Source organism: Massilia orientalis (genome assembly GCF_030411975.2).
In the GTDB taxonomy this organism is placed as follows: Bacteria; Pseudomonadota; Gammaproteobacteria; order Burkholderiales; family Burkholderiaceae_D; genus Telluria; species Telluria orientalis.
The window spans coordinates 445,610-461,965 of record NZ_JASNRB020000003.1 but is presented as its reverse complement, the minus strand read 5'-3'; the positions used below and the strand labels follow the sequence as shown (position 1 = coordinate 461,965).

Sequence of the window (16,356 nt, the reverse complement as noted above, 5' to 3'; positions counted from 1 at the left end):
ACCCACAGGCCGTAGCCGGCGACGACGACGAAGTAGAACAGGAAGACAATGGTGTCGAGGCGGGAAATCAGATTCATAGGTTTGTCTCGGTTGTGATTCGCGCGTTTCAGCGCTCCAGGAAGGCGTCCATGATCGCGGTCGGCTTGCCGCCGCGGTCAAAGGCGCCCATCGGATAGCCCTTCCAGTCGTAAGCCTCGGGCTCCCAATAAAACACGCCGCGTGCCATGCCGCCATCGACGGCGCGCGCCTTGGCGATCAGGTCGGCGATGACCGCCTTGCCGTCCGGGTGGTCCCAGGGCACGCCGACCTCCGACAGGATCACCGGCTTGCCATAGCGGTGCACCATGTCGTTGAGGTTGGCGAGGCAGGCGGCCGTGGCGCTTTGCCACGTGTGGTTCTTTGCGGTCGTCGGGTACGACGACGCGCCGATCATGTCGAAGCGCGCGCCGTGCGCCTTCAGGCCGTCGAAGTTCCAGCGGAACGTGGCGTTGTCGTGGCAGTTGTCGACATGGACGATCACGATCGCGTCCGGGAACACCTGCTTGACGGCGCCGTAGCCGCTGTCGACGAAGCGCGCGTAGTTGTCCATGTGCTTCGTCGCGTCGCCTTCGGGCCACAGCAGGCCGGTGCGGGTCTCGTTCCCGACCTGGACCCAGGTGGGCGTGACGCCGGCGTCGCGCAAGGCGGTCAGCACGGAGCGCGTGTGCGCCGCGACGGCGTCGGCCAGTTGCGGCACGGTGTAGCCGGCCCAGGCCTTCGGTTTCGTCTGCTGCTGCGGGTCGGCCCAGGAATCGCTGTAATGGAAATCGATCATGACGCGCAGGCCGGCGGCCGTGGCGCGCTTCGCTTTCACGACGACGTCCGCCGTGCCGTTCCAGCCGTCCTGCGGGTTCACCCACGCGCGCAGGCGGATGGCATCCATGCCCTGTTCCTTCAGGATGGCGTACAGGTCGCCGGTCTTGCCGTCGCGGTTGCGGAACACCCGGCCGGCCGCTTCCATTTCGCTGACCCAGCCGACGTCGGCGCCCTTGGCGAAGTGCGTGTCGGCCGCGCGCGCGCAGGGAGCGCCGAGCACAAGACAGGCCGCAAGGGCGGAAAAGGCGTGCTTCATCGGTCTCCGTAGTCGTTATCGTTATTGTCATGCTGGCAGCAAACCGGGATTCTAGGCAGGAAAAGCCATGCGCACCCTATCCATTTTTCGCGTCACCTATGAAATATTCGTATGGCGGCAATGTTTCTGTTGAAACATCCGGTATTTATTTGACAAGGGGAAAGGAACGCAGGTCATCCAGGCTCCCGCACTATACTGGTCCCGTACCCGTCGATCCGGGCGGGGTTCCGGCTGACGCCGGTCGGCGTCGCCTTATTGGAATCAGGAGGTCGAGATGAGCAAAGCAACATGTATCCTGCGCGGCGTCGCGCTGGCGTGCGCGCTGTGCGCGGCCGGTTCGCCCGCGATGGCGGCAAAAGATCCGGCGCGGTGGACGCAAGGCGACAAGACCAAAGCCCAGCGCATGGCCACGCTGAAGAAGGAAATCAACGCGGCGTACGCCGAGCAGCAGACGGCGTGCAAGAAGAAATCGTCCGCCCACCGTACGTCCTGCCTGAAGGAAGCGCGCCAGATCTATCAACGCGACATGACGAACGCGCCGCGGCTGCTGGCCCAGGCCCCGCGCGGCGAGGTGACGGAGCGCGTCGTCTCGACGACGACGGCCCCGGCGACGCCTGACCAGTCGTCCGGCAGCGCTGCTTACGGCAGCTCCAGCATGGGCGCGACCGGCTCCGGTACGGGCACCGTCGACGGCAAGGACGACGCGATGCCGCCGAGCGCGGGCCAGGCGGGCGGCCTGCCGCCGCCGCGCGTGGACCCGTCGGACAACCGCGGGTCCGACCAGCCGCCGCAAGGCAGCACGGTGCCGGTCCAGCAGCAGCAACAGTAAGGGCTGTCGCGCGCCGTGGGGCGCCGAATGGTAAACTGCCGCCTTTTGCCGCAGAGGACCACGATGGCGCTTCGCGACCGCGCGCTGGAATTACTGATCGAGACGGATGCCGCCGCCAAGACGGCGGGCGTGGCCGCGCTGGCCGACGCTTGCCGCGCCGGGGCGGTGCCGCTCGACAGCGCCGCCGTGCTGAAGGCGGGCGACGCGGTCATTCCGGGCCGTCCCGCGCGGCCGGAACTCGTGCCGCCGCGCCTCGTCGGCCGCCGCTCGATGGCGACGGATGAAGGGCGCGCAATGCTCGTCCACGCGCTGGCCCACATCGAGTTCAATGCCGTCAACCTCGCGCTGGACGCGATCTGGCGCTTCCCGGGCATGCCGGACGCCTACTACACGGACTGGCTGCGCGTCGCGGCCGAGGAAGCCCATCATTTCACGCTGCTGGCGGCGCATCTGCGCACGCTCGGCTGGGCCTATGGCGATTTTCCCGGCCACGACAGCCTGTGGGAGATGGTCGCCAAGACGAGCGGCGACGTCCTCGCGCGCATGGCCCTCGTGCCGCGCACGATGGAAGCGCGCGGCCTGGATGCGATCCCGCCGCTGCGCGCGAAGCTGGCGCAGGCCGGCGACGACGCGGCCGCGCGCATCCTCGACGTGCTGCTGCGCGACGAGGTGGGCCACGTGGAAATCGGCAACCGCTGGTATTTTTATCTCTGCGCCCAGCGCGGCCTGGAACCGGTCGCCACCTACGATGCGCTGACGGTGCAGTACAAGGCGCCCGTGCTGAAGGGTCCCTTCAACGTGGAAGCGCGCCGCCAGGCCGGTTTCACCGAGGCGGAGCTGGCCCGACTCGCGCATGCCTGATGCCATGGACACGCAGGGTTTCCTGCTGACGCGCCACTGGCGCGATACGGACGCCGGGGTCGAGGTCGAGTTCTGGCTCGCGACGCCGGATGGGCCACGGCGCGTGCGTCTCGCGCCGCAGCCGGCCGTCGCGTTCATCCCCGCGGAGCAGGGCGACACGGCGCGGCTGCTGCTCGCACGCGAACGGGGCGCGGAACTGCGCGAGCTGTCGCTGTGCGACTTCCGCCACCGTCCCGTGCTGGGCCTGTACTGCACGCAGTACCGCCACCTGCTGCGCCTGGAAAAGCGCCTGCGCGAGCACGGCATCGACGTCTACGAAGCCGATATCCGTCCGCCCGAGCGCTACCTGATGGAGCGCTTCATCATGGCGCCCGTCACGTTCACGGGCACGCCCGATCCGCACGATGCGCGGCTCCTCGTGGATGCGCGCCTGACGCCGGCGCAGGACTATCGCCCGCTGCTGTCGACCGTCTCGCTCGACATCGAGACGACGATGCAGGGCGAGCTGCGCTCGATCGCGCTGGAGGGCTGCGGCCAGCGCCAGGTCTGGATGCTCGGCCCGGCCAACGGCGATGCGTCGGGACTCGATTTCGACTACGAGGTCGTCGCCACGCGGCGCGACCTGCTCGACCGCCTGGAGGACTGGATCCAACGCTACGACCCGGACGCGATCATCGGCTGGAACCTCGTCCAGTTCGACCTGCGCGTGCTGCAGCAGCATGCGCAGCAGATGCAACGCCCGCTGCGCCTCGGCCGCGACGGCAGCGCGATCGAATGGCGCGAACACGGCGGCCGGCAGGAGCATTACTTCGCCGGCGTCGCCGGGCGCCTCGTCATCGACGGCATCGAGGCGCTGCGCGGGGCCACGTGGAGCTTCCCGTCGTTCTCGCTGGAGCATGTGGCGCAAAGCCTGCTGGGCGAGGGCAAGGCGATCGACAATCCGTACGACCGCATGGCGGAGATCGACCGCATGTTCGCCGAGGACAAGCCGGCGCTCGCGACGTACAACCTGCAGGACTGCGTGCTCGTCACGCGCATCTTCGCGAAATCGGAGCTGATGACCTTCCTGCTGGAGCGCGCCAGCGTGACGGGTCTCTCGGCCGACCGCAGCGGCGGTTCCGTCGCCGCGTTCGAGCATGCGTACATCCCGCTGATGCACCGGCTGGGCCGCGTGGCGCCGAACATCGGCGACGTGCCGGGTGCGGACAGTCCCGGCGGGTTCGTGATGGATTCGCGCTCCGGGCTGTACGACTCGGTGCTCGTGCTGGACTATAAAAGCCTGTACCCGTCGATCATCCGCACGTTCCTGATCGACCCGGTGGGGCTCGTCGCGGGCCTCGAGGAGCCGGAGGCGGACACGGTGCCGGGCTTCCGCGGCGCGCGCTTCTCGCGCACGCAGCACTGCCTGCCCGGCATCGTCACGCGCGTGTGGCAGGGCCGCGATGCGGCCAAGCGCGAACGCAACGCGCCGCTGTCGCAGGCTTTAAAAATCATCATGAACTCGATGTACGGGGTGCTCGGCACGACGGCGTGCCGTTTCTTCGACTCGCGCCTGGCGTCGTCGATCACGATGCGCGGCCACGAGATCATGCACCGCACGCGCGAACTGATCGAGGCGCAGGGCTACCAGGTGATCTACGGCGACACGGATTCCACGTTCGTGTGGCTCGGGCGTGCGCATGCGGACGACGCCGCGGCACGCATCGGCCGCGCGCTCGTCGACCATGTGAACGCATGGTGGCGCGACCACCTGCGCAACGAACTGCGCCTGGACAGCGCGCTCGAACTCGAATACGAAACCCATTTCCGCCGGTTCCTGATGCCCACCGTGCGCGGCTCGGAAGAGGGCAGCAAGAAGCGCTACGCGGGCCTCGTGCGCCGCAAGGACGGCAACGACGACCTCGTGTTCAAGGGCCTGGAGACGGTGCGCACGGACTGGACCCCGCTCGCGCAGGCCTTCCAGCAGGAGTTGTACGGGCGCGTGTTCCGCGGCGAGCCGTACGAGGACTATGTGCGTGACTACGTGGCGCGCACCCTCCGGGGCGATCTGGACGAGCAGCTCGTGTACCGCAAGCGGCTGCGCCGCCCGCTGGTGGAGTACGAACGCAACGTGCCGCCGCACGTGCGCGCGGCGCGCGCGGCCGACGAATTCCACGTGCGCCAGGGCCGGCCCGCGCAATACCGCAACGGCGGCTGGATCCGCTACGTGATGACGACGGCGGGACCGGAACCGCTGGAGACGCTGGACACGAGCCGCACGCCCATCGACTACGAACACTACCTGACGAAGCAGCTGGAGCCTATCGCGGACGGCATCCTGCCGTTTATGAACGACAGTTTCACGAGGCTCACCAGTCCGCAGGGCGCGCTGTTCTGATCAACCGCCGGCGCGTTTCGGCCGGTGGCCGAGCTTCGTGAGTTCTTCCATGAGGCGGTCGCAGTGGTCGCCCTGGACCTCGATCACGCCATCCTTCACGGTCCCGCCGGAACCGCACGCGGTGCGCAACGCCTTTCCCAGCGCGGCGAGGGCGGCGGCATCGAGCGCCAGGCCCTTGACGAGCGTGACCGCCTTGCCGCCCCGGCCCTTCGTCTGGCGCGCGACGCGCACGTTGCCGTCGCCGATCGGTGCCGTGCCGGTCTTGCAGGTGCACGCGGTCAGCGGTTGCCGGCAGGCGGGGCACATGCGGCCGCTCTCGGTCGAATAGACGAGGCCTCCGTTCGAATGCTTCATGGTGTGTCGTGAGTGATGGCTATTCCCATGAGTTTACCAGCCCATCGCGGCCGGCGTCTCCCATCGCGGCCGTGCACTTCTGTAAATACGATGTTACTATCCGGCCCGGGGTTCAATGAAAACAACAGGGGGTGGTCATGCATCATGCCGGCACGTTCGATGCTGTCTTTCTCGCGATGTTCTGTGTCTGTTTCGCCATCCGCGCGCCGCTCGACATCAGGAACAGGAAGGTCAAGGCCGTCGAATCGCGCGAAGGGATGTTCGAGAAGTTCTGCCTCATGCTGGTGTTCACGGGGTCGACGACGCTGCCGTTGCTGTACCTGTTCACGCCGTGGTTCGATTTCGCCGACTACGCGGTACGGCCTGCCGTCGGCGGGCCCGGCGCCGCGCTTGGGGTGCTGGGCGTGTTCCTGTTCTGGAAATCGCACCGCGACCTGGGCCGGCAGTTCTCGCCAACGCTCGAGGTCAAGGAAGCGCACCACCTGGTCTCCGAAGGCATCTACAGCCGCATACGGCATCCGATGTACACGGCCGTGTTCCTCATCGCCACCGCGCAGCTGCTGTTGATCGGGAACGCCGTCGTGGGACCGGCGTTCCTGCTGGCATTCAGCATCCTGTATGCCGCGCGCATCGAGCACGAGGAAGACATGATGCTCGAGCATTTCGGACAAGCCTATGCCGACTACAAGGCGCGTACCAAGCGCCTGCTGCCGTCCATCAGGCAATAGGGTCAGGGCCCCGGGTTCGGGTTGTCCGGCAACGACGGGATCGCGCGCAGGTATTCGTAGATCGCGTACAGGTCCCGCGTCGTCATCTTGCCGACGGCCGGCCACGGCATCACCTGCAGGATCTCGCCGGCGGGGTCGTGCGGATTGTGGCCCGTGCGTAGCGTCCGCACGAATTCCTCGCGCGTGAGGCCGGCCGGGCGGCCCGCGTTGTCCGGCGTGAGGTTCGGCGCCGTGAAGGGGCCGAACTGGCGCCCGCCGGACATGTATTGCTCGGCATTCACGCGCTCGGGCTGGCCCTGGAACGGATCGCCGCCGGGCGAATACGTCGGGTGCGTGTGGCAGTCGATGCAGCCCGTCGTGTTGACGATATAGCTGCCCTGCCACACGAGGTTCCTCTGCTTGCCCTTCAGGTTCAGGATGACGCCGGGAGGAACGATTTCGCGGCCGCGCATGGCGCGGCTGTTGGTGTCGCTCAACGCGGTGGCGGCGTCCATGTCGTTGTCCGGGCCGGGGCCGGCGGCGTAGGGGGCCGCGCTGGCGGCGGCGAGGGCGAAGGCAAGGCAGGTGCGGCGGGCTGCGTTCATGCTGTGTCTCCCAAGGTCGGTGGCTGAAGACGAATCAAGTCAGTATAGGCGTCAATACGGAACGCGCCAGCCCGGCCTTCCTGTCGATTCTGATAGGGACGGGGTGAGAATGCGCGCACTTTGGCGGCGGCCGCCATGGCACCATCACGGTTCGACATCGGGAGACGTGCATGACGACATCATCCAGGCCATGGATCCAGCTTGCCGCCGCCATCGCGGCCGTCGGGGCCCTCATCCACCTGGCGGCCATTCCGGCCGGACCGGCCTGGTACGCATACTTCGGCGCGCCGCCCGGCGTGGTCGACTCCGCGCGCGCCGGCACGTGGCCCGCGCCCGCGGGGGCGTTCGTCATCGCGCTCCTGATGGCGACGTGCGCCTGGTATGCCTGCGCGGCGCTGGGCGCGGTGCGCCGCCCGCCGCTGCTGCGTACGGGCCTGGCCGTGATGGCCGCGATCTGCCTCGTGCGCGCGCTGCTCCTGCCGCCGCTGGCCATGACGCATTCGGAACTGCGCAACACGTTCGAGGTCGTCGCCGCTCTCCTGTGGGGCCTGGCGGGCATCGGTTTCGCGCTCGGCGTGAAAGCCACGGCGCGGCGCGGGCTATACTGACGCGACCATGCACCTGTACCGCGAATTTCCGCCGCATCCCGCGCTGGCAGGCAATGTGGCCTGCCTGTGGACGAGCCACGCCGTCCCGGACGGTGCGCCCGTCCGCACGCGCGTGCTGCCCGATAACTGCATCGACATCCTGTGGCAAGATGCCTCGCCGCTGGGCAAGGTGGCGGGCATGATGTCGCGTCCGCACCATGTCGAGATGCGTGCTCCGGTGCTGACGGTGGCAGTGCGCTTCCTGCCCGGCGCCGCGCGTGCCTTCGTCGACGTCCCGCTGTCCGAATTGCTGGACGGGCATCCCGCCCTGGCCGACCTGTGGCCGCGCGCAGAGGCGGAAGCGCTGGCCGCCGGATTGTGGGAGCGCGAGCGCACGACGGCACAGCGCCTTGCCGTCATCGAACAGGCCTTGCTCGCGCGCCTGCGCACGCGCGGGCCGGCACGGGCGGACGCACTCGCACGCGCTGCCGTCCTGCGGCTCGAGGCGAGCGGCGGGGCCGTGCGTATCGACACGTTGGCGGATGGCCTGGGCGTCACGCGCCAGCACCTCGCCACGCTGTTCCGCGAACGCGTGGGCCTGAATGCGAAGACCTTCGCCATGGTGTGCCGCTTCCGCCGCGCGCACGCGGCGCTGCGCGGCCGGGACGCCGGCGTCGACTGGGCGCGCCTCGCGGGCGATTGCGGCTACTACGACCAGTCGCATCTCATCCACGCATTCCGCCAGTTCGCGGACGCCACCCCGGAATCCTTCCTGCAAACCGCGCCATGATCGTCATCGCCGCCCCATCGAATCTCGGACTCCGCCCCCTGCGCCCCGGCCATGAACCCGGCACATGGCGCGCACCCGCCGCGTTGTTCGAGGCCGGCCTGCTGGACGCCGTGGGTGCCGGCATTCCCGTCGTCATGCCGCGGCCGACCTGGAAGCCAGGGCCCGATCCCGGCACGCGGCTGCGCAACGGCCTCGCGATGCGCGACTTCAACCTGGCGCTGGCCGACCACGTGGCGGCGGCCGGTGCGCGCGGCGAATTCGCGTTCGTCGTCGGCGGCGATTGCTCGATCCTGCTTGGGGCGCTGGCGGGCGCGCGGCGCCGCGGGCCGCTGGCGCTCGTCCACGTGGATGGCCACAGCGATTTCCGCCACCCGGGCAACTACGACCCGGACAGCATGCCGGGTGCCGTCGCGGGCATGGACCTCGCGCTGGCCACGGGCCGCGGCGAGGCGCTGATGACCGACTGGCCCGGCGTGGAGACGCCCCTGGTGCGGGACCGCGACGTCGTCCAGATCGGCGAGCGGGACGGGCGGCGTCCCGACTTTGCCTGGGCGGACGTGAACGACACCGACTTCGAACACATCGACGTGTTCACGGCGAACGAGATCGGGCCGCGCGCGGTGCTGGAACGCGCGCGGCAACGGCTGGACAAGCGCTTCTGGATCCACCTGGACGTCGACGTCCTCGACGAAGCCGTGATGCCCGCGGTCGACAGCCCGGGCGCGCCGGGCATCGCGCCGGACGATCTCGTGGCGATCCTGTCCGGCCTCGTGTCCGACCCACGCTGCATCGGCATGACCGTCACCGTGTTCGATCCCGACCTCGATCCGGACGGGCGCCATGCCCGCACGCTCGTCGGCCTGCTGGGCAGGCTGCCGTTCGGGCGCTGACCCGACGCCGGAGTTGGAGCACCTGGCAAAACCGCCTAGTTGTTCTACAGGCAACAGCCGGGTACACTGAGCCGTGCCGACCGTCCGCTGTCGACCAGGAACGGACCTGAAGGGATGGGGCAAAGTGTGGAGTCAACGGAGCAATTTGCGTCGGCTTTACCGGACAAGGCACGCATCACTGAGCCGCGACGCGTACGCTGGTTGATGAAAAGCTGTCGAGAGCGCATTCAGGTCAAGGTAGGAATTCCAAACCGTAGATTTATCTCGATCATGCGCGACGCAGAGGCATGGGTGATGCAGAATCGACTAATTAAGCGAGCCATTTATGACCAGGACAATCGAAATCCTCAAACGGTTTTTAGGATATCTTGTTTTCTCTTCTGTGAGCATTGGCCTGACCGGATGTGCTATGTATTCTGGCACACCTTTTGCGTCTCCAGTTTCATCCACGACAATCGGCCTCTATACGAAATTAGCGGAGAAAAATGAACCGAGTCTTGGCGGCGATATGGATGCATTTAAAAAAGATGGACACTTCCACACCGTTGCTTATATTGCCGAAATAGCGGGCTTGCAGAATAGGGCCATTGAGCTTGCTTGCTATTCACAGGCTCCGGACGAGATCAAGCGTTATAATGCGGTTCCCGTAGCCGTGTGGGGGGTAATATCGTGGGACTATCGTAGACGAATTATGGACACTCTGCACTCGTTGCATGGAGGGGATTACGCCGCAGTGGCGCGTCGTCGCTCAATTCTTCATCAACTTGTTAAAGTATCCTCTACTAGTCGAACGCGCGATTGGGAGACCGGATTTTTGATACACGCACTCGGTGATAGTTTTGCTCATGTGCATGGCGACTTGGAAAAGCCTAAAGCATTCGGAAGTCTAGTGGGGCACGGTTTCGAATTCTTTAATGATCCCGACGAAATTTTCGGCGGAGCCGAACCGAACAAGAACTATCATAAGTACGTGGCGTATACTTCATCGCTGTTCGAAGCCTTATCGACGTCGAATAATGCTATCGGCCGGACGGCGCTGGAGTCTTTTCAAAATGATATAGCGCGGAAAGCTCAAGCGGTTCGAGAACCGCTTGACGTTATATCCACTTTACACGCATACGGAGGCACCTTCAAGGAGCAGGATTGCGAACGGTTATATAACGAAATAGACGATACAAAAGTGCGCGCGTTTTTGGAAGATTTAGAAAGGAAACTGGCTGCTCGATGAATCTCGTCATCGAGCTTCAGCAACATCTAAATAATTGAAGCTGATGTGACTTAATGATCCGTGTGCTTACGTACGGTGCTACTCCAGAGGCCAGTCCATACAGTCACAAGCAGATTGCCGAGTGGTGTGATCGTTTCTGGTGTCAGTATCTGGATGTCGACGCTGGGCCTGCAATTGAACAGCTACTTCCTGTGTTGACCGACGTCGAGACGCAATGGTACCTCTATCTTGCGAACACATATTCGATTGATGAGCTGCGCACAAAGTCGTTTGAAAACGAGACTATGCCATTGCAATGGTTTCGCGATTGGCTCAGGGAAGTCGAGAAGTAAAATTTTGGAACTTCCGCTTCGGGTCGATAGCGGACTTAAACGGCCGTGTTCCCAGACGGACTGATGCCATGGCCCAAGCACTTCTCCTGAAGACCTTTGTTCGCTCGCAGCAGGTCATCTCCCGACTCACAGCAGATCGCCGAAGGGCGGACGGCCACGTATCAACGATCGCGCGACCCTGACGGGGATCCTGTTTGTGCTCGAGACCGGGATACCGTGGGAATATTCGGGAAGTGTTCCACGGCTTCGCCGGCATCCTGGGCAAGCGCCACGAGGAAAGCTACACCCACGTGCAGGCCGTCCGCGCCGCTTGCTACGGCTACGGCGGGCATACCCAGGAATACCGGTATCACCGCGGATAACGCCTGCCAGGTCACCCCGATTCGACGAACGCCTTGAGCCGCGCCAGGGCGACGTCCCACTCACGCCCGATGACTTCCAGCGTGCGCCGGGCGGCGTCCAGCTGCGCGGTGTCCAGCGTCCACCTGCGCTCGCGTCCGACCTTGACGTCGTGGACGATGCCGGCTTGGGCCAGGACCTGCATGTGCTTGGTCACACCCTGCCGGCTGATGTGCGTGTTGGCGGTCAGCTGCGCGATCGAGAGGGCCCCGTTCGCGCAGAGCGCCGCAACCAACGTCAAGCGAGTGGCGTCTCCCAGCGCCGCGAACACGTTCGCCAGCGCCGGACCGGCATCGACCAGGTCGCGGAGTGCGGCGTCAGGCCGCGACATGGCGGACGATGTTCGTCAGCTGCGCATCCCAGCCGGCACCGTTCATGCGGAATGCCTCCAGCCGCCGGTGCGGCGGGACGTTGTCGAATCCCGATTCCACGATCGTCAGCAAAGTACGGTTGTTTCCGGCGTCGGCGAGCGTGAACGTCACGAGTGTCGGCTGTTCTTCGCTGTAGTCGACGGCGGGATCGACGGCGTAGGGATGCCAGCGGAAGGACAGCAGTTCGGGCGGCTGCATGCGGTCGATTACCACGTCGAAATGGAGATGTTCGTAGCCCGGGTAGGTGATGTTCCCGCGTGCACGCTGGCCCGGTGCGAACGTCTGGCCCTTCAGGTCGGCGCCGAACCACCGGCCGAAGGCTTCGGCGTCGGCCAGCGCGTTCCACACTGTCGCGCGCGGCGCGTCGATGACGATGCTGCGTTCGATCCGGTCCGTATCCGATGCGTGCTCCATGATGGCTCTCCTTGTCGCGTTTAAGATGCAACCAAACGGTTGCGAATTAAGCAGTGTAGGACAGCAAGCGGGAATACGCAACTCACGGAAGATGAAGCGCGGCGTACCAGTCCGCGTACGGCGTGTTCTCGACGAGCCGCCGGTTGTAATCGGGCGCGCCGTCCGTCCACCACGCGGGGCCGCGCTCGCCTAGGGCGTGCTTCGCCGCGTCGACGTCATCGCGCGCCCGCCGCTCCGCCTGCGCGTCTCCCGCCTTCTTCGCGGCGCCGACGGCGCGCCGCGCGCGCATCAGGCGGTCGACGAGCGCCTGCCGCGTGGCCGGATCGAGGTCCGGATTGCTCATGCGCCAAAGGCGGCCCGCGACGACGAAATAGCGGCCGTCGGGCGTGACGGGGTGTTGGGTGGGCATCGCAATATCTGGTAACACTTGTGAGGAGCGGTCTTAACGCCATTTTACAGACGAGCGCTTTATCCTTTTCGCACCATCCCGGACATGAAAGGACACCTCTATGCGCGACCATCCCCCGGTCGGCCGCCTGGCCGACGAACTGGCAACCGCCGACGTCAGGTTCACGATTACCGACGGCCAGGTCACCGGCCTCGAACACGTGTTCGGCAGCCGGACCATCGCGGCCAGCCTGCCCGCCGACGCTTCGTTCGCCGTCGGCACGGGCACGGTCACGGAGACGCTGACCCGCGGCACGGCCACGGCGACGCTGACCTGGACCGTGGATGCGAGCGACGCCGGCCTGTATCACCTGACGCAGGAAGTGCGCAGCTTCGACACGACCGCCGCCAACACGCCGACCTACGGTTTCACGGTGGCCAATGGGGCCGTGACGGGCATGACCCAGACCTTCGGCACGTCGGGATGGACCCACGACGTGGCCGTCGGCGACCTGGCGGCGAGCGTGTTCACGGTCGCCGGCAGCGCCGTCACGGAAACGGCGATCCGGGGCAATACGCTGGAGACGCTGACGTACACGACGACGGACGGCACGACGTACAAGCTCGCGGCGGAAACGCTGACCGTGGTGCCAGTGGGGACGGCGGCGACGGCGCTGGACGTCGAGCCGTACGAGCGCATGCGCTTCACGTTCGACGGCGCCACGGTGACGGCGGCCCAGGCAGTCAAGCCGGACGGCACGGCGGTCGACGTCCACCTGGGCTCCACCGTCACGTACGCGCAGGCGGCCGCGGGCTATGTCGTGGAGACGATCACCCGCGGCAATCACGCCTACTACGAGGTCTTCCACGACGGGAATGGCGACGGCGTCTACACGGCTGTCGCGCACGGGCAGGGCACGACGGTCGATCTCGTCGGGCTGCAGGCGCAGATCACGCCGCAGATCGACGCCTTGCTCTGATCCGCTTTCCATTTTTCCAATCCACGGCCGCGCGAATCGGGCATCATGGCGCCTTTACGACAGGAGACACCATGATCAAAGGATTGCGCACCGTGACCTATCCCGCGGCCGACCTCGGCCGCGCCAAAGCCTGGTTCGCCGACGTGTTCGGCGTCCAGCCTTATTTCGACCAGCCGTTCTACGTTGGCTTTGCCGTCGGCGGGTTCGAGTTGGGACTCGTTCCGGACGGCACGCCGGGCACGACGGGGTCGACGACATTCTGGGGCGTGGACGACATCGCGGCCGAGGTCGAGCGCATCGTCGGCCTCGGCGCCACCGTCCACGCGGCCATCCAGGAGGTGGGCGAGGGCATCAAGGTGGCGGAATTGCAGGACCCGTTCGGCAACATCCTCGGGCTCATCGAGAACCCGCTGTTCGACCCCGCCGCCGTGCGCTGATTACATGCCGGCCGGCGGCTCGACCGGGATCGGGTTGCGCAGCGACAGGTTGATCGCGTTCCAGCCCCGGATGACGGCGATCGTGTAGCCCAGTTCCGCGATCTCGCCCTCGCTGAAATGCTCGCGCAAGGCGGGCCAGGCGGCGTCCGTGTCGTCGCGGTGGGGCAGGGCGTTGACGGCGTCGGCCCAGGCCAGCGCGGCCCGTTCGCGCTCGCTGAAGAACGGCGATTCGCGCCAGGCGGCCACGCTGTTCAGGTGGCGCGGGTCGGCGCCCTGCTTGATCAGGTCGCGCCAGTGCATGTCGACGCACACGCCGCAGCCGTTCTGTTGCGAGACGCGCAGGTTGACGAGTTCCACGAGGCGTGGGCCCAGCGCGCCCTGCTTGACGGTCTGGGACAGGTTGACCATGGCCTTCAGGGCGGATGGGGCCAGGGCAAACAGGTTGATGCGGGCAGCGTGCGACATGATGGTTCCTTTCGTTGGATCGGCTGCGACATGCAGCCTTCTAACCATTAGACGGAACGCCTCCCGGCTTTGTGACAGGTCCCGCGAATTATTTCAAACCGTATCGCGCGCGCGAGCTGCGAGCCCGTTCGTGCGGGGCGAACAGGCTGCTCGCGCGGTCCAGCAGGTCGCGCGCCCTGGCCAGCCGTTCCCGCTCATCCGCGTCGAGCACACGGCCGTCATCGGTCAGCATGCGGATGACGTGGATCGCCAGCTCCTTCGCCGCGATGTCCTCGGGCAGGCCGGAGCGCGTGCACAAGCCGTAGGTGCCGGCGATGAAATGCTGCCATTCGCTGCGCAGGTGCGCGTCCGTCGCGTCCATGTCGAACAGGGGCAGGGCGGCCAGCGCCGCCCGGTAGCGCGCCGCGAACAGCGTGTACGGATCCTGGGATCCATCCAGCAGCATGCGCAGCCACTCGACATAGCCTGTCGCGAACCAGTCTTGCGTGTGCGTTTCCGTGTGGTCGCCGAAGTACGACGCGCAATCGATCCGGAGGTGCAGCCGGTACGACGGTGCCGGCATCGCGCCGGCGGCCGTGACGGCGTCGAGATGCGCACCGTCCGTGGCGCAGGCCGCGAGCAACTGTGCGCGGGTGAGGAAATGGGTGTGCAGGTAGTCGATGAGTTCCATGCGCCCATGCTAGCGGGAGCCAGTCCGCGACGATTCGGCCGCGGCCGAAGCATCCGCCAGCATGGGCAAGCCTCGAGTCAGTGCGCGGTGACGAAGCCCGATTCGGCCCCCCAGCGGATCGCGGCCCGGTTCAGCACGATGGCTTCCGCGTCCGCCAGCCAGCCGTCGGCATCGGCTAGGCGCCACATGGCGCCCAGCAGGTTGCGGCGCAGTTCGGGCGCGTCGACGTCGTCGAGGAAGGCGTCGATCGTCGCCGTGTCGACGTGCACGCTGCCGTGGTGCGCCGTCGCGAGCAGGTCGTTGCACAACTCGTGCAAAACGGCGTCGAACTCGTCGTCGTCCAGCGCGATGTGCTCCAGGATCCGCGAACGGTAGACTGCCTTCAGTTCGCTGAGGGCGACGTTGCCGTCGACGATCATCGTCAGGGCCAGCAGGCGGCCGGCGGCGCGGGGACTGTTCTTGGGGTATGAGCGCATGTCAGGTTCTCCAGTAAAAGACGTTAGTTGGCGTCGTGCTTGCGCGCGACGTACAGGCTGGCGATACAGCTGCCGGCAATGAGCACGGCGACGACGGTCAGCGACGCCTGCACCGGCATGTGATACCAGGGCATGATCAGCATCTTCGTGCCGATGAAGGTCAGGACCATCGCCAGGCCGTACTTCAGCAGGTGGAAACGGTCGGCCATGTCGACCAGCAGGAAGTACAGGGCACGCAAGCCCAGGATCGCGAACAGGTTCGACGTGAAGACGATGAACGGGTCCGTCGTGATGGCGAAGATCGCCGGGATCGAGTCCACCGCGAAGATCAGGTCCGTCGCTTCGATCAGCAGCAGCACGAGGAACAGCGGCGTCACATAGCGGATCCCGTTTGCGGCCACGAAGAATTTCTCGCCATGGTCGCCTTCCGCCACGCGCAGGTGCTTGCGGGCGAAGCGCATCACGGGACTCTGCTTGACGTCCGGTTCCTCGTCGGCCGCCACCAGCATGCGCAGGCCCGTGAGCAGCAGGAAGGCGCCGAAGACGTACAGCACCCAGCTGAATTCGCTCACGACCCACGCGCCGGCGCCGATCATGACGGCGCGCATGACGATGGCGCCGAGGACGCCGTAGACGAGCACCCGGCGCTGGTATTGCTGGGGTACCTGGAAGGCGGTGAAGATCATCAGGAACACGAAGATGTTGTCGACCGAGAGCGCCTTTTCGATGAGGTAGCCGGACAGGAATTCGAGCGCCTTCTGGTCGGCCACGTCGGCGCCGACCGTCGTCTTCAGGTACCACCACAGGCCGCCGTTGAACAGCAGCGCCATGCTGACCCACGCGATCGACCACAGCCCCGCTTCCTTCACGCCCACCTTGTGTGCTTTGTTGCCGCCGAACACGAACAAGTCGAGCGCGAGCATCACCAGCACGAACCCGAGGAAACCGGCCCACATCGGGCCGCTCGCAATAGTCTCGATTCCGTTCATCATCGCCCTCCGGTCATCGTTGCGGTTGATTGAACGTTCACTATAGATGGCAGGTAAGGATCGGACTAATCGTGTTATCTTTCATCATTCATCGACT

The 16,356-nt window shown here is 65.9% G+C and carries 21 protein-coding genes and 1 pseudogene; 12 read left to right on the top strand and 10 right to left on the bottom strand.

Annotation, left to right across the window (positions count from 1 at the left end; translation table 11 throughout):
* Positions 1-106 precede the first annotated feature (106 nt).
* The gene (locus QPK29_RS06330; RefSeq protein WP_371771390.1) at positions 107-1,111 is read right to left on the bottom strand and encodes a glycoside hydrolase family 53 protein; all 1,005 of its coding nucleotides are present in this window, start codon (positions 1,109-1,111) and stop codon (positions 107-109) included.
* 274 nt (positions 1,112-1,385) lie between these two features.
* Between QPK29_RS06330 and QPK29_RS06325 the strand changes: the two genes are divergently transcribed.
* From QPK29_RS06325 to QPK29_RS06315, 3 genes are all read left to right on the top strand, one after another.
* The gene (locus tag QPK29_RS06325) at positions 1,386-1,940 is read left to right on the top strand and encodes a hypothetical protein (RefSeq protein ID WP_371771391.1); all 555 of its coding nucleotides are present in this window, start codon (positions 1,386-1,388) and stop codon (positions 1,938-1,940) included.
* Between the two features lie 63 nt (positions 1,941-2,003).
* Entirely contained in the window at positions 2,004-2,801 is a 798-nt protein-coding gene (locus tag QPK29_RS06320; RefSeq protein ID WP_371771392.1) for a ferritin-like domain-containing protein, read from the top strand.
* Positions 2,794-5,178, top strand: a complete 2,385-nt coding sequence (locus QPK29_RS06315; protein ID WP_229411941.1) for a DNA polymerase II — start codon at positions 2,794-2,796, stop codon at positions 5,176-5,178. Before QPK29_RS06320 ends, QPK29_RS06315 begins: the two co-directional genes overlap by 8 nt.
* Here QPK29_RS06315 and QPK29_RS06310 read toward each other — a convergent pair whose 3' ends face one another.
* On the bottom strand, positions 5,179-5,532 hold the full coding sequence (locus QPK29_RS06310) for a translation initiation factor Sui1 (RefSeq protein ID WP_371771393.1): 354 nt from the start codon (positions 5,530-5,532) through the stop codon (positions 5,179-5,181). It abuts the gene before it with no gap.
* Between the two features lie 137 nt (positions 5,533-5,669).
* Between QPK29_RS06310 and QPK29_RS06305 the strand changes: the two genes are divergently transcribed.
* The gene (locus QPK29_RS06305) at positions 5,670-6,260 is read left to right on the top strand and encodes a protein-S-isoprenylcysteine O-methyltransferase (protein ID WP_371771394.1); all 591 of its coding nucleotides are present in this window, start codon (positions 5,670-5,672) and stop codon (positions 6,258-6,260) included.
* A gap of 2 nt (positions 6,261-6,262) precedes the next feature.
* Here QPK29_RS06305 and QPK29_RS06300 read toward each other — a convergent pair whose 3' ends face one another.
* Complete coding sequence (locus QPK29_RS06300) at positions 6,263-6,844, bottom strand: hypothetical protein (RefSeq protein WP_371771395.1); 582 nt, start codon at positions 6,842-6,844, stop codon at positions 6,263-6,265.
* A gap of 170 nt (positions 6,845-7,014) precedes the next feature.
* Here QPK29_RS06300 and QPK29_RS06295 point away from each other — a divergent pair, with 170 nt between their 5' ends.
* From QPK29_RS06295 to QPK29_RS06270, 6 genes and pseudogenes are all read left to right on the top strand, one after another.
* Entirely contained in the window at positions 7,015-7,452 is a 438-nt protein-coding gene (locus QPK29_RS06295; protein ID WP_160410505.1) for a hypothetical protein, read from the top strand.
* Positions 7,453-7,459: 7 nt separating this feature from the next.
* Positions 7,460-8,221, top strand: a complete 762-nt coding sequence (locus QPK29_RS06290; protein WP_371771396.1) for a DUF6597 domain-containing transcriptional factor — start codon at positions 7,460-7,462, stop codon at positions 8,219-8,221.
* Positions 8,218-9,111 (top strand): arginase family protein, encoded by an 894-nt coding sequence (locus QPK29_RS06285; protein ID WP_371771397.1) that lies wholly within the window; start codon positions 8,218-8,220, stop codon positions 9,109-9,111. Before QPK29_RS06290 ends, QPK29_RS06285 begins: the two co-directional genes overlap by 4 nt.
* A gap of 325 nt (positions 9,112-9,436) precedes the next feature.
* Positions 9,437-10,339, top strand: coding sequence for a hypothetical protein (locus QPK29_RS06280; RefSeq protein ID WP_371771398.1), 903 nt, complete (start codon positions 9,437-9,439; stop codon positions 10,337-10,339).
* A gap of 468 nt (positions 10,340-10,807) precedes the next feature.
* Positions 10,808-10,894 (top strand): annotated as a pseudogene (locus QPK29_RS06275) (IS5/IS1182 family transposase); the annotation flags it as partial.
* A 10-nt stretch (positions 10,895-10,904) separates the two neighbouring features.
* Positions 10,905-11,033 carry a hypothetical protein gene (locus QPK29_RS06270; protein WP_371771399.1) on the top strand — a complete coding sequence of 43 codons (129 nt, stop codon included), beginning with the start codon at positions 10,905-10,907 and terminating at the stop codon, positions 11,031-11,033.
* 11 nt (positions 11,034-11,044) lie between these two features.
* On the opposite strand, the gene QPK29_RS06265 is transcribed toward QPK29_RS06270, so the two are convergent.
* The 3 genes from QPK29_RS06265 to QPK29_RS06255 all read right to left on the bottom strand — a co-directional run bounded on the left by QPK29_RS06265 (position 11,045) and on the right by QPK29_RS06255 (position 12,264).
* A complete protein-coding gene (locus tag QPK29_RS06265; RefSeq protein WP_371771400.1) occupies positions 11,045-11,401 on the bottom strand; it encodes an ArsR/SmtB family transcription factor in 357 nt (118 codons plus the stop codon).
* Complete coding sequence (locus QPK29_RS06260; protein ID WP_371771401.1) at positions 11,388-11,855, bottom strand: SRPBCC family protein; 468 nt, start codon at positions 11,853-11,855, stop codon at positions 11,388-11,390. Before QPK29_RS06260 ends, QPK29_RS06265 begins: the two co-directional genes overlap by 14 nt.
* Positions 11,856-11,937: 82 nt before the next feature.
* The gene (locus QPK29_RS06255; protein WP_056133505.1) at positions 11,938-12,264 is read right to left on the bottom strand and encodes a hypothetical protein; all 327 of its coding nucleotides are present in this window, start codon (positions 12,262-12,264) and stop codon (positions 11,938-11,940) included.
* A 100-nt stretch (positions 12,265-12,364) separates the two neighbouring features.
* Between QPK29_RS06255 and QPK29_RS06250 the strand changes: the two genes are divergently transcribed.
* Both QPK29_RS06250 and QPK29_RS06245 read left to right on the top strand, forming a co-directional pair.
* Positions 12,365-13,222, top strand: a complete 858-nt coding sequence (locus QPK29_RS06250) for a hypothetical protein (protein ID WP_371771402.1) — start codon at positions 12,365-12,367, stop codon at positions 13,220-13,222.
* A gap of 71 nt (positions 13,223-13,293) precedes the next feature.
* Entirely contained in the window at positions 13,294-13,659 is a 366-nt protein-coding gene (locus QPK29_RS06245; protein WP_160410501.1) for a VOC family protein, read from the top strand.
* Here QPK29_RS06245 and QPK29_RS06240 read toward each other — a convergent pair whose 3' ends face one another.
* The 4 genes from QPK29_RS06240 to QPK29_RS06225 form a co-directional block, all read right to left on the bottom strand.
* The gene (locus tag QPK29_RS06240; protein WP_371771403.1) at positions 13,660-14,124 is read right to left on the bottom strand and encodes a carboxymuconolactone decarboxylase family protein; all 465 of its coding nucleotides are present in this window, start codon (positions 14,122-14,124) and stop codon (positions 13,660-13,662) included.
* 88 nt (positions 14,125-14,212) lie between these two features.
* Positions 14,213-14,794, bottom strand: coding sequence for a DUF6058 family natural product biosynthesis protein (locus QPK29_RS06235; RefSeq protein WP_371771404.1), 582 nt, complete (start codon positions 14,792-14,794; stop codon positions 14,213-14,215).
* A 77-nt stretch (positions 14,795-14,871) separates the two neighbouring features.
* Entirely contained in the window at positions 14,872-15,270 is a 399-nt protein-coding gene (locus QPK29_RS06230; protein ID WP_371771405.1) for a TerB family tellurite resistance protein, read from the bottom strand.
* 23 nt (positions 15,271-15,293) lie between these two features.
* Complete coding sequence (locus QPK29_RS06225) at positions 15,294-16,259, bottom strand: TerC family protein (protein ID WP_371771482.1); 966 nt, start codon at positions 16,257-16,259, stop codon at positions 15,294-15,296.
* Between the last annotated feature and the right edge of the window lie 97 nt (positions 16,260-16,356).